Consider the following 13,176-nt stretch of genomic DNA (forward strand, 5'->3'; position numbering starts at 1 on the left):
CGCCGAAGCGCCGTCTCCCTCTCTGTTGGCGTTGGGGCCTTGATCACATGCTGCGCCGGTACTGCCCCCCCACCTTGTACAGCGCCTCGGTGATCTGCCCCAGCGAGCAGTAGCGCACCGCGTCGACCAGCACCTCGAACACGTTGGCGTTGTCGATGACGGCCTGCTGCAGCTTCGCCTGCCACCTCGGCGACTCCTTGGCATTGCGGGCGTGGAAATCCTTGAGGCGCTGCAACTGTCCCTGCTTTTCCTCTTCGGTCGAGCGTGCCAGCTCGATTTCCTGCTGCGCCTGCCCCTTCGGATTGAGGAAGGTGTTCACGCCGATGATGGGATACGAGCCGTCGTGCTTCTTGTGCTCGTAGTACAGCGACTCTTCCTGGATCTTGCCGCGCTGGTAGCCGGTCTCCATGGCGCCGAGCACGCCGCCGCGGCTGGCGATGGCTTCGAACTCCTTGAGCACGGCTTCTTCGACGAGGTCGGTGAGTTCCTCGATGACGAAGGCGCCCTGGTTGGGGTTCTCGTTCTTGGCCAGGCCCCATTCGCGGTTGATGATGAGCTGGATCGCCATCGCGCGCCGCACGCTCTCTTCGGTCGGCGTGGTGATGGCCTCGTCGTAGGCGTTGGTGTGCAGGCTGTTGCAGTTGTCGTAGATGGCGATCAGCGCCTGCAGCGTGGTGCGGATGTCGTTGAAGTCCATCTCCTGCGCGTGCAGGCTGCGGCCGGAGGTCTGCACGTGGTACTTCAGCTTCTGGCTGCGCTCGTTGGCGCCGTACTTGTTCTTCATCGCCACCGCCCAGATGCGGCGGGCGACGCGGCCGATCACCGTGTATTCCGGGTCCATGCCATTGCTGAAGAAGAAGCTGAGGTTGGGCGCGAAGTCGTCGATGTGCATGCCGCGCGCGAGGTAGCTCTCGACGTAGGTGAAACCGTTGGCGAGCGTGAAGGCGAGCTGGCTGATGGGATTCGCGCCGGCTTCGGCGATGTGGTAGCCGGAGATCGACACCGAGTAGAAGTTCTGCACCTTGTGGTGCACGAAATACTCCTGGATGTCGCCCATCATCTTCAGCGCGAATTCGGTGCTGAAGATGCAGGTGTTCTGGCCCTGGTCTTCCTTGAGGATGTCGGCCTGCACCGTGCCGCGCACCGAGGACAGCGTCCATGCCCGGATCTTGGCGTATTCGTCCTCGGTCGGCTCGCGGCCGTTGTCGGCCGTGAACTTGGCGAGTTGCTGCTCGAGCGCGGTGTTGAAGAAGAAAGCCAGGATGATGGGCGCCGGGCCGTTGATCGTCATCGACACCGAGGTGGTCGGGCAGCACAGGTCGAAGCCGTCGTACAGCACCTTCATGTCGTCCAGCGTGGCGATGCTGACGCCGGAGTTGCCGATCTTGCCGTAGATGTCCGGGCGCAGGTCGGGGTCGCAGCCGTACAGGGTGACCGAATCGAAGGCGGTGCTGAGGCGATGCGCCGGCATGCCTTCGGAGACCTTCTTGAAGCGGCGGTTGGTGCGGAAGGCGTCGCCTTCGCCGGCGAACATCCGCGTCGGGTCCTCGCCCTCGCGCTTGAAGGCGAACACGCCGGCGGTGTAGGGGAAGGAGCCGGGGACGTTCTCCTTCATCAGGAATTTCAGCGTCTCGCCGTCGTCCTCGAAGTCCGGCAGCGCCACCTTGCGGATCTTGCTGCCGGACAGCGAGGTGTGGGTGAGCTGGGTGCGGATCTCCTTGTCGCGGATCTTCACCACGTATTCGTCGGCGGCGTACAGCGCCTTGGTGGTGGGCCACTGTTCCAGCAGCTTCTTCGCCGCCGGGGTGAGTTCGCCGTCCTTCCAGTCGATCAGTTCGCCGAACGAACCTGCCTCCTTGCCGCACTGCTCGAACAGCGCCCTGGCGATCCTCAGCGACTGGCGCTCGCGCGCCACGCGGGCCTGGCTGGAGATGTGCCCGTGGTAATTGCGCACCGTGTCGGCGATCTCCGCCAGGTAGCGGATGCGCTCGGCCGGCACGATGGCACGGCCTTCGGACGATGCCTTGACCGTCACCGCCGGCAGCCTGCTCTTGCCCGCCTTCAGGCCCTTGCCCGCCAGCGCCGGCAGCATCGCCTGGTACAGCGCGGTGACGCCGTCGTCGTTGAAGCGCGCCGCCATGGTGCCGAACACCGGCATGTCGTCGGCCGGCAGGTTGAACAGCTCTCGGTTGCGCTGGTACTGCTTGCGCACGTCGCGCAGCGCGTCCTGCGCGCCCTTGCGGTCGAACTTGTTGATCGCGACGAAATCGGCGAAATCCAGCATGTCGATCTTCTCGAGCTGGCTCGCGGCGCCGAACTCGGGCGTCATCACGTACAGCGACAGGTCGACGAAGGGCACGATCGCGGCATTGCCCTGGCCGATGCCCGAGGTCTCGACGATGACGAGATCGAAGCCGGCCAGCTTGCACGCGGCGATGACTTCCGGCAGCGCGGCGGAGATTTCGGAGCCGGTGTCGCGGGTGGCGAGCGAGCGCATGTAGATGCCTTCGTGCTCGATCGCGTTCATGCGGATGCGGTCGCCCAGCAGCGCGCCGCCAGTGCGCTTGCGCGAGGGGTCGATGGAGACGATGGCGAGCTTGAGCTTGTCGCCCTGGTCGAGGCGGAAGCGGCGCACCAGTTCGTCGGTCAGCGAGGACTTGCCCGCGCCGCCGGTGCCGGTGATGCCCAGCGTCGGCACCCTGGTCCTGGCCGCGGCCTCTTTCAGCGCCTGCTTGACGTCGTCGCCGTAGCCGCCGTTTTCCAGCGCGGTGATGATCTTCGCCAGCGCGCGGCGGTCGCCCCTGGCGAGCGCCTTCAGCACCTCGTCGGCCTTTTGCGGCGCCGCGGCGGTGAGATCGGCGTCGGCGTGCTCGACCACGCTGTTGATCATGCCCTGCAGGCCCATCCTGGCGCCGTCCTCGGGCGAGAAGATGTGGGTGACGCCGTAGCCGTGCAGTTCCTTGATCTCGGCCGGCACGATCACGCCGCCGCCGCCGCCGAACACCTTGATGTTCTCGCCGCCGTTGGCCTTGAGCAGGTCGACCATGTACTTGAAGAACTCGACGTGGCCGCCCTGGTAGCTGGTGATGGCGATGCCCTGCACGTCTTCTTGCAGCGCCGCATTGACGATCTCGCCGACCGAGCGGTTGTGGCCGAGGTGGATCACCTCGGCGCCGGTCGACTGCAGGATGCGGCGCATGATGTTGATCGAGGCATCGTGCCCGTCGAACAGCGCCGCCGCGGTGACGAAGCGCACCTTGTTCTTCGGCTTGTAGGGCGCCAGCTTGTGCGCCACGCTCAGGTCGGTCATGTCGTGCTCCTCCGCCGGATGAATGTTGTCTTCGAATGGTAGAAGTCGGGCGCCTGCATTGCCATTGCCGCAGCGGACGACGATCGTGCAGAATCCGCCAGAATCGCCGGCCGCTTTTTCGAGGTCCGTCCCACCGCCGCCATGCCCTACCCCGCGCCCGCCGCCGCCACTGCATCCCCCCGCGCCTATCGCAGCCGCGCCACGGTGGCGATGGGTTTCGTGACCGGCATGCTGTCAGGCATGCGCCGGCAGGGCCGCGATCCCGCGCCCATCCTCGCCGCCAGCGGCATCGACCTTGCAGACGCTGCCAGCCGCATCCCGGTCGATCGCTACGCGGCGCTGTACAACCGGGTGATCGCCGAACTCGATGACGAGGGTTTCGGCCTCTTCAGCCGCAGCATGCCGCCGGGCTGCTTCGAATTCCTGTGCCGCGGCATGCTGGGCGCCCCGACGCTGGCCGAGGCGCTGGCGCGCGCGGCGCGCTTCATGCGCATCGTGCTGCCGGACCTCGAGGTCCGCATCCGGCGCGAGGACGGACGGGCCGAGCTGCGGATCGCCGAGACGCGGCCGCTCGCGGCGGAGCCGGACGATCCCGCGCGGGTCTTCGCCTTCGAATGGCTGCTGCGCCTGCTGCACGGCCTGGCGTGCTGGTTCGCGGGCCGCGGGCTGGCGCTGGACGCGGTGAGCTTTCCCTACGCCCGGCCGCCGCATGCCGACGACTACGCGCTGGTCTACACCGAGCACTCCCGCTTCGGGGCCGGGTCGCTGTGCGCCGGCTTCCAGGCCAATCTGCTCGACCTGCCGCTCCGCCGCGACGAGACGGCGCTCGCCGAATTCCTCGACGGCGCGCCGGGCAAGATCTCCATGCTGTACCGCCGCGACCGCGAGATGGTCTTCCGCGTGCGCGACCTGCTGCGCGACGCCCTGCCCGCCAACCTGCCGCTGGAAGAAGTCGCCGCCCGCCTGCACGTCTCGCCGCGCACCCTGCACCGGCGCCTGGAGGAAGAAGGCGCCGGCTTTCGCACGATCAAGGACGCCATCCGGCGCGACATCGCACTGGCGCGCCTGACCAAGACGCAGCAGCCCATCGCGCAACTGGCCGCCGACCTCGGCTATGCGGACACTTCGGCCTTCTACCGCGCCTTCGTCGCCTGGTGCGGCGTGTCGCCGGAGCAGTTCCGCCGCCGGCTCGCCGGGCGCGGGAAAGGAAGCGCCGCGGGCTGAGGCGGACATGCACCGGCCACGCAGCCGAACGCGTCGATTCGCACGCACGCGGAAACGGAAGTTGTGCAAACATCGTCCCCATAACGACGACTCATGATCCGGAGACACCTCGCCCATGGCGAAGCCCGCCGATGCCATGCCTGAAGGCCCGCCCTTCACGCCGGAGCAACTGCGCCGGCACGATCTGCTGCTGGCCGGGTTCGACCTGCTCGACCAGGCGATCGCGGTGTTCGACACCGCGCCCAGGCTCGTCACCTGGAACAAGGCCATGGTGCGCCTGCTCGACTTTCCCGAGGAGCTGGTCAGGGTCGGCACGCCCTTCGAAGCCTTCGTGCGCTTCAACGCCGAGCGCGGCGAGTACGGCGAGGGCGACGTCGAGCGCCTGGTCGCCGAGCGCGTCGCCGCGGCGCGCGCCTTCCAGCCCCACTACGTGGAGCGGGCCCGGCCCAACGGCACGGTGCTGGCCGTGCGCGGCGTGCCGATTCCAAACCTGGGCTTCGTGTCGCTGTGGACCGACATCACCGAACAGCGCCGCTACGAGACGCTGATCCAGGGCCAGAACGCGCAGCTCGAAGCGCGGGTGCGCGAGCGCACCGCCGAACTCGAGGAGGCCAACAGCGAGATCGACCAGATCGCCGGCGCCCTGCGCCGCAGCGAACACCGCCTGCAGTTGATCATCGATTCGATCCCGGCGCTGATCGCCTACGTGGACAGCAACGAGATCTACCATTTCGCCAACCGCGGCTACGCCGAATGGTTCGGCTACCCGAAGGACGAGATCGTCGGCCGCGGCATCCGCGAAGTGCTCGGCGACGACGCCTATGTCCAGATCCGGCAGCACGTCGATCGCGCCCGCACCGGCGAGCGCGTGTGCTACGAGTACAGCCGCACCGGCAGCAACGGCCGCCTGCTCCATGCGCGCAGCGTGCTGGTGCCGGAGATGGGCGCCGACGGCAGCACGGTGGTCGGCTTCTTCGTGATGACCACCGACATCACCGAGCAGAAGGCCAACCAGGCCGCGCTGGTGCAGGCGCAGAAGATGGAGGCGGTGGGCCAGCTCACCGGCGGCCTCGCGCACGACTTCAACAACCTGCTCACCATCATCATCGGCAACCTGTCGGCACTGCAGGACCGGCCCGAGGGCGCGGACGTCGCGCAGTACGTCGGGCCCTCGCTGCAGGCCGCGCGCCGCGGCGCGGAACTGATCCGCCGGCTGCTGGGCTTCTCGCGCCGGCAGACGCTGGAACCGACCGCGGTCGAGGTCGGTTCGCTGGTGCACAACATGACCCACCTGCTGGTGCGCACGCTCGGCGAGACGGTCCGCATGCGGCTGCGGCTGCCGGGCGAGCCGCTGCACGCGCTGGTCGATCCGCACCAGCTCGAGAACGCGATCCTCAACCTGGCGCTGAACGCGCGCGACGCCATGGCCGACGGCGGCGAGCTGACGATCGCGGTGACGCAGCGCTCGCTGGATGCGGCGCTGGCGCGGGCGGCGGAGGTGCCGCCGGGCGACTACGTGCAGATCGACGTCTCGGACACCGGCTGCGGCATCGAGCCGGCGGTGCTGCCCCGGGTGATGGAGCCGTTCTTCACCACCAAGCCCTTCGGCGGCGGCAGCGGCCTGGGCCTGTCGATGGTCTATGGCTTCGTGCGCCAGTCGGGCGGCAACCTGCGCATTCTCAGCACGCCGGGCAAGGGGACCAACGTGCGCTTCGTGCTGCCGATGACCTCCGCGGCCCAGGCCACGACCCCGCGTGCCGAGCGGCCGGCCGGCAGCCCGCCGATGCGCGACGGCCCGGTTCTGCTGGTCGAGGACGAGCCGGAGGTGCGCAAGGTGATCCGCATGCAGCTCAACGCGCTCGGCCACCCCGTCATCGAGGCCGGCGACGGCATCGAGGCACTGACCCTGCTCGAGAACGTCGGCGACATCGCCATCCTCGTCAGCGACACGGTGATGCCCGGCGGCATCGGCGGCCCCGAACTGGCGGCCCGCGCACGCGCGCTGCGGCCCGGCCTGCCGGTGCTGCTGATCACCGGCTACGCCAGCGAAAGCCTCACCGCCAGCGCCGGGACGGACATACCGGTGCTGCGCAAGCCCTTCGACCAGCCCGCCCTCGCCGGCGCACTCGCCGATCTCCTGGAAGCCAGCCCGACATGACCCTGCCACGCCCCGACACGCCCGCCACGATCTTCGTGCTCGAGGACGAACCCGACATCGCGCGCCTGATCTGCGCCAGCCTTAGCGACTATGGGTTCCGCTGCGAACACCTGAGCACCGGCCGCCAGTTGCTGTCGCGCGCGCGCCAGACGACGCCGGACCTGTGCATCATCGATCTCGGCCTGCCCGACATGGACGGCATGCAGGTCGTGCGCGAACTGCAGGAGGGCAGTCCGTGCGCGGTGCTGATCCTGACCGGGCGCAACGACGTCACCGATCGCGTGCTGGGACTGGAGCTGGGCGCCGACGACTACATCGTCAAGCCTTTCGAGCCGCGCGAACTCGTCGCGCGCGTGCGCTCCATCCTGCGCCGCTACCACCGCGCCGCGGCGGCCGAGCCCGCCGAGCGCACGATCGCACGCTTTGCCGGCTGGACCTTCGACGGCGCCCGCCACTCGCTCACCGCACCGGACGGGCGGGAGATCGGGCTGTCGTCGTCCGAGGCCGGCCTGCTCGCCAGCCTGCTGCGGCGCCCGAACAAGATCCTGTCGCGCGAGCAGTTGCTCGGCGAACGCGACGTCGACCCTTTCGACCGCAGCATCGACGTGCGCATCTCCCGCTTGCGCCGCAAGCTCGACGACGATCCGCAGAACCCGAAGCTGATCAAGACGGTGTATGGCGCGGGCTACCTGTTCTCGGCGCAGGTGGGGTGGGAGTGACGCCGGGGCCGCCTGCGCATGATTGACTGCGGAGGGTATTGCTGATGGCAGATGGTCCGCGGTCCCCTGTCGGGAGCGCGTGGCATTTGCTCCGCCGGCTGCGGAACTCGCCCTTCGGGCTCGGACAGTCCTCGCCGGCTCCACAAACGCCGCGCACTCCCGACAACGCCGGTGCGGTCCGATGCCCATGGTTCGTCACCCATCGACGACATCGGGCATGCGACGCGGTAGTTGCCGGCCGTAAGCGAGGGCGGTCCCCGCCGGCTCCGCAAACCCACGCATTCCCGACAGCGCCGGTGCGGCCCGATGTCCATCGTCCATCACCATCGAAGACATCCGACACGCAACGCGGTAGTTGCCGGCCGGGGCGGTGTTCGTGGCGCCGGCGAGGACTGTCCGAGCACCGAGCGCAGCGAGGGCGAGTTCCGCAGCCGGCAGAACGAACACCGCCCCGGCCGGCAACGGCCCTCCGCCTCCCCGTACGTACCCGCGCATGCGCCACCCGCACTCGCACCTGCACCCAATAAGAAACCATCCGCCGCTATAATTATGAATTCTTAATCCACTTCCCATCCGGAGACCCACCATGTCCCAGCGCCCGTTCAAGATCCTCGGCATACAGCAGATCGCCATCGGCGGACCGAGCAAGGAGAAGCTCAAGACCCTGTGGGTGGACATGCTGGGGCTGGAAGTCACCGGCAACTTCGTGTCCGAACGCGAGAACGTGGACGAGGACATCTGCGCGATGGGCGCCGGGCCGTTCAAGGTCGAGGTCGACCTGATGCAGCCGCTGGACCCGGAGAAGAAGCCGGCGGTGCACGCAACGCCGCTGAACCACGTCGGCCTGTGGGTCGATGACCTGCCCGTGGCGGTCGAGTGGCTGTCGGCGAACGGTGTGCGCTTCGCGCCGGGCGGCATCCGCCGCGGGGCCGCCGGCTTCGACATCACCTTCCTGCACCCGAAGGGCAGCGAGGAGTTCCCGATCGGCGGCGAGGGCGTGCTGATCGAACTGGTGCAGGCGCCGAAGGAAGTGGTCGACGCCTTCGCCCGCCTCGCCGCGGGCTGACGGGGGACTGCGGCGGGGCGGCTACGGCGCGGCGGTGCTGAACGTGTCGCAGGCGCGCAGCGTCCCCTGCGTGAGGCCCTCGCGGAACCAGCGCGCGCGCTGCGCCGAGGAGCCGTGGGTGAAGCTGTCGGGCACCGCGTAGCCGCGCGCCTGCTTTTGCAGGCGGTCGTCGCCGGTGGCCGACGCTGCCGCGAGCCCTTCTTCGATGTCTCCCGCTTCGAGCACCTTGCGCGAGCGGTCCGCGTGGTTCGCCCACACGCCGGCCAGGCAGTCCGCCTGCAGTTCCAGCCGCACCGACAGGCGGTTGGCCTCGCGTTCGGACACGCGCTGGCGCGCCTGCTGCACCTTGGCCGAGATGCCGAGCAGGTTCTGCACGTGGTGCCCGACTTCGTGGGCGATCACGTAAGCCTGCGCGAAATCGCCGGGCGCGCCGAAGCGGGTCCTCAGTTCGTCGAAGAAGGACAGGTCCAGATAGAGCTTGCTGTCCGCCGGGCAATAGAAGGGGCCCATCGCCGCCTGCCCCACGCCGCAGGCGCTCTGCGTCGCGCCGGTGTAGAGGACGAGGCGCGGTTCCTGGTATTGGCGGCCCGCGCCGCGGAAGATCGCGCCCCACGTGTCTTCCGTATCGGCCAGCACCATGGATGCGAAGCGGGCCACTTCATCCTCCGCGCGCGGCCGCGGCGATGCCGGCAGGTTCTGCGCCGCCGGCGGCTGCACCACGCTGGCGGTGTCCAGCACCACGCTGGGGTCGACGCCGAAATACCACGCCACCAGCGCCAGCACGATGGTGCCGATGCCGAGCTTGCCGCGGCCGCCGATGTTCATGCCGCCGCCCGTGCCGCGGCGATCCTCGACGTTGTCGCTTTCCCTGCCGTTTTCGAAGCGCATGCCGCCTCCCTGTCGATGGCGCCGAAATCCCCGCGCATTATGGACCGCCAGAAGCACGAAAGCCCATCCTGAGACGGGCTTTCGCTCTGCTGCGGACGCCGGAGGCGGCAGGCCGCCGGCGAACCGGGACGCGGCTCACTCGAACTCGATGATGACCTCGTCCACCGCCAGGCTGGCGCCCGCGCTGGCGACGATCTTCTTCACCTTGCCGTCGTTGTCGGCCTTGAGCACGTTCTCCATCTTCATCGCCTCGATGACGGCGAGCTTCTCGCCCGCCTTGACTTCCTGGCCCTGTGCGACCGACACCTCGCGCAGCAGGCCGGGCATCGGCGACAGCAGGAACTTGGACAGGTCGGGCGGCAGCTTCTCGGGCATCAGCGACAGCAGGTGCGCGGCATGCCGGGTCATGACCATCGGCTCGACCTGCAGGCCGAAGTGCGAGATGCGGTAGCGCAGGCCGCGGCGCTCGAGCTGCAGGCAGATCGGCTCGCCATTGACCGTGCCCTTGAACAGAAGGTCGCCGAAACGCCAGTCGGACAGGATGCAGTAGGCTTTGCTTTCGCTGCGCATGACCATGCCGCCGTCGACCTGTTCGACCGAGACCGGGTACTGCCTGCCGCCCATGACCACCACCCAGTCCCTGGCCACGCTGCGGCCATGGCCGGGGAGCTGGCCTTCGATCCGCACCGCGCGCTGGATGTAGCGCATGCGGGCGAAGGTGGCGATGGCGGCGAGCAGGGCCGGGTCGTCGTGCGGCACCATGGAGGCGTCGAAGCCCTGCGGGTATTCCTCGGCGATGAAGCCGGTGTTGAAGTGGCCCGAGCAGAAACGCGGGTGCTGCAGCAGCGCGGCCTGGAACGGGATGTTGGAGCTGATGCCGCGGATCACGAAGGCATTGAGCGCGTCGCGCATGCGCGCGATCGCCTGCTCGCGGTCGCGGCCGTGCACGATGAGCTTGGCGATCATCGAGTCGTAGTACATCGAGATTTCGCCGCCTTCATACACGCCGGTGTCGACGCGCACCTGGCCGGGGATCTCTTCCGGCGGCTGGAACTTCACCAGCCGGCCGGTGGAGGGCAGGAAGCCGCGGAACGGGTCCTCGGCGTTGATGCGGCATTCCATCGACCAGCCGTCGAGCTTGATGTCTCCCTGCCCGAAGGAAAGCTTTTCGCCCGCCGCGACGCGGATCATCTGCTCGACGAGGTCGATGCCGGTGATGTTCTCGGTGACCGGATGCTCCACCTGCAGGCGGGTGTTCATCTCGAGGAAGTAGAAGCTCTTGTCGGCGCCGACGACGAATTCCACCGTGCCGGCCGACTGGTAGTTCACCGCGCGCGCCAGCGCGACCGCCTGCTCGCCCATCGCCTTGCGCGTGGCGGCGTCGAGGAAGGGGCTCGGCGCCTCTTCGATGACCTTCTGGTGGCGGCGCTGGATGGAGCACTCGCGCTCGTGCAGGTACACCACGTTGCCGTGGGCGTCGCCCAGCACCTGGATCTCGATGTGGCGCGGCTCGACGACGAACTTCTCGATGAACACGCGATCGTCGCCGAAGCTGTTGCGCGCCTCATTGACGCAGGAGGCGAAGCCTTCGTGCGCTTCCTTGTCGTCGTGGGCCACGCGCAGGCCCTTGCCGCCGCCGCCGGCCGACGCCTTGATCATGACCGGGTAGCCGATCTTCCTCGCGATCTCGACCGCCTCGTCCGGGCCGGAGATGGCGTCGTTGTAGCCGGGAATGGTGTTGACGCCGGCTCCCATCGCCAGCTTCTTCGACTCGATCTTGTCGCCCATCTTGCCGACCGAGTAATGCTTGGGGCCGATGAAGACGATGCCTTCCTCTTCCAGCCGGCGCGAGAACTCTTCGTTCTCGGACAGGAAGCCGTAGCCCGGGTGCACCGCTTCGGCACCGGTCTCCTTGCAGGCGGCGATGATCTTGTCCATCACCAGGTAGGATTCCTTGGACGGCGCCGCGCCGATGCACACCGCCTCGTCGGCGAGGTCGACGTGCAGCGCGTCCTTGTCCGCCACCGAATACACGGCGACCGTCTTGATGCCCATCCTGCGGGCGGTCTTGATGACGCGGCAGGCGATTTCACCGCGGTTTGCAATCAGTATCTTTTTAAACATTCGTGGTCTCCGCGGTGAAATCGCGGCGCGCTGCGCGCGCCAGGCGATGTGACTGCGTCGCTGCGCCGCTTTGCGGCTGGTCACCGCGGTTTGCAATCAGTATCTTCTTGAACATGAGTAGGTAGCCTCGTGCGGCGATCAGAGCGGGATGTTGCCGTGCTTGCGCCACGGATTCTCGAGTTTCTTGTCGCGCAGCATGGCCAGCGAGCGGCACACGCGCTTGCGGGTGTTGTTCGGCATGATCACGTCGTCGATGAAGCCGCGGTGCGCCGCCACGAACGGGTTGGCGAAGCGCTCCTTGTATTCGGCCTCGCGGCGGGCGAGCTTCTCGGGGTCGTTCTTTTCCTCGCGGAAGATGATCTCCACCGCGCCCTTCGGACCCATCACCGCGATCTCGGCGCTCGGCCAGGCGAAGTTGACGTCGCCGCGCAGGTGCTTGGACGACATCACGTCGTAGGCGCCGCCGTAAGCCTTGCGGGTGATGATGGTGACCTTGGGCACCGTGCATTCGGCATAGGCGTAGAGCAGCTTGGCGCCGTGCTTGATGATGCCGCCGTATTCCTGCGCGGTGCCCGGCATGAAGCCCGGCACGTCCACCAGCGTCACCACCGGGATGTTGAAGGCGTCGCAGAAGCGCACGAAGCGCGCGGCCTTGATCGAACTCTTGATGTCCAGGCAGCCGGCCAGCACCAGCGGCTGGTTGGCGACGATGCCCACGGGCGAGCCTTCCATGCGCGCGAAGCCGATGATGATGTTCCTGGCGTAGTCGGGCTGCAGCTCGAAGAAATCGCCATCGTCGACCATCTTCACGATCAGCTCCTTCATGTCGTAGGGCTGATTCGGGTTGTCGGGCACCAGCGTGTCGAGCGACATCTCGAGGCGGTCGGCCGGGTCGTAGGACGGCATGACCGGCGGCTTCTCGCGGTTGTTGGACGGCAGGAAGCCCACCAGGCGGCGCGTCATCATCAGCGCCTCGACGTCGTTCTCGAAGGCGAGGTCGGCGACGCCGGACTTGGTGTTGTGGGTGATCGCGCCGCCCAGTTCCTCGGCGGTGACTTCCTCGTGGGTCACGGTCTTCACTACTTCCGGACCGGTCACGAACATGTAGGACGAATCCTTCACCATGAAGATGAAGTCGGTCATCGCCGGGCTATACACCGCGCCGCCGGCGCAGGGGCCCATGATCAGCGAGATCTGCGGCACCACCCCCGAGGCCAGGACGTTGCGCTGGAACACGTCGGCGTAGCCGCCGAGCGAATCCACGCCTTCCTGGATGCGCGCGCCGCCCGAGTCGTTCAGCCCGATCACCGGCGCGCCGACCTTCATCGCGTGGTCCATGACCTTGCAGATCTTCTCGGCGTGCGTTTCGGACAGCGAGCCGCCGAACACGGTGAAGTCCTGCGAGAACACGAACACCAGGCGGCCGTTGACCGTGCCGTAGCCGGTGACGACGCCATCGCCCGGCACGTGCTCGGCCTCCATGCCGAAGTCGGTGCAGCGGTGCTCCTTGAACATGTCCCATTCCTCGAAGCTGTCGTCGTCGAGGAACAGTTCGATGCGTTCGCGCGCGGTCAGCTTGCCCTTGACGTGCTGCGTGTCGATACGCTTCTGGCCGCCGCCGAGGCGGGCCTGGGCGCGCTTTTCGTCCAGCCGACGAATGATTTCGTGCATTGTTTGACCTCCTATC

8 protein-coding genes are annotated in these 13,176 nt (G+C 67.7%); 4 read left to right on the plus strand and 4 right to left on the minus strand.

Annotated features, from left to right (window positions below; genetic code table 11):
- Nucleotides 1-43: 43 nt before the first annotated feature.
- Nucleotides 44-3,310: a fused isobutyryl-CoA mutase/GTPase IcmF gene (gene icmF, locus CCZ27_RS14770; protein ID WP_096449373.1), complete on the minus strand. Its 3,267-nt coding sequence runs from the start codon at nt 3,308-3,310 to the stop codon at nt 44-46.
- A 141-nt stretch (nt 3,311-3,451) separates the two neighbouring features.
- On the opposite strand from icmF, the gene CCZ27_RS14775 reads away from it, so the two are divergent.
- The 4 genes from CCZ27_RS14775 to CCZ27_RS14790 all read left to right on the plus strand — a co-directional run bounded on the left by CCZ27_RS14775 (nt 3,452) and on the right by CCZ27_RS14790 (nt 8,477).
- Entirely contained in the window at nt 3,452-4,534 is a 1,083-nt protein-coding gene (locus CCZ27_RS14775) for an AraC family transcriptional regulator (protein ID WP_096449375.1), read from the plus strand.
- Between the two features lie 115 nt (nt 4,535-4,649).
- Complete coding sequence (locus CCZ27_RS14780) at nt 4,650-6,692, plus strand: PAS-domain containing protein (protein WP_096449377.1); 2,043 nt, start codon at nt 4,650-4,652, stop codon at nt 6,690-6,692.
- Entirely contained in the window at nt 6,689-7,411 is a 723-nt protein-coding gene (locus tag CCZ27_RS14785; RefSeq protein ID WP_096449379.1) for a response regulator transcription factor, read from the plus strand. The genes CCZ27_RS14780 and CCZ27_RS14785 overlap by 4 nt, the downstream gene beginning before the upstream one ends.
- A gap of 586 nt (nt 7,412-7,997) precedes the next feature.
- Entirely contained in the window at nt 7,998-8,477 is a 480-nt protein-coding gene (locus CCZ27_RS14790) for a VOC family protein (protein ID WP_096449381.1), read from the plus strand.
- Nucleotides 8,478-8,498: 21 nt separating this feature from the next.
- Here CCZ27_RS14790 and ypfJ read toward each other — a convergent pair whose 3' ends face one another.
- From ypfJ to CCZ27_RS14805, 3 genes are all read right to left on the minus strand, one after another.
- Nucleotides 8,499-9,365 carry a KPN_02809 family neutral zinc metallopeptidase gene (ypfJ, locus tag CCZ27_RS14795; RefSeq protein ID WP_096449383.1) on the minus strand — a complete coding sequence of 289 codons (867 nt, stop codon included), beginning with the start codon at nt 9,363-9,365 and terminating at the stop codon, nt 8,499-8,501.
- A 135-nt stretch (nt 9,366-9,500) separates the two neighbouring features.
- Nucleotides 9,501-11,489 carry an acetyl-CoA carboxylase biotin carboxylase subunit gene (gene accC / locus CCZ27_RS14800; protein ID WP_096449385.1) on the minus strand — a complete coding sequence of 663 codons (1,989 nt, stop codon included), beginning with the start codon at nt 11,487-11,489 and terminating at the stop codon, nt 9,501-9,503.
- Nucleotides 11,490-11,627: 138 nt separating this feature from the next.
- Nucleotides 11,628-13,160, minus strand: coding sequence for an acyl-CoA carboxylase subunit beta (locus CCZ27_RS14805; protein WP_096449387.1), 1,533 nt, complete (start codon nt 13,158-13,160; stop codon nt 11,628-11,630).
- Nucleotides 13,161-13,176 lie beyond the last annotated feature (16 nt).

Origin of the sequence: Thauera sp. K11, from assembly GCF_002354895.1 — a bacterium.
Lineage (GTDB): Bacteria > Pseudomonadota > Gammaproteobacteria > Burkholderiales > Rhodocyclaceae > Thauera > Thauera sinica.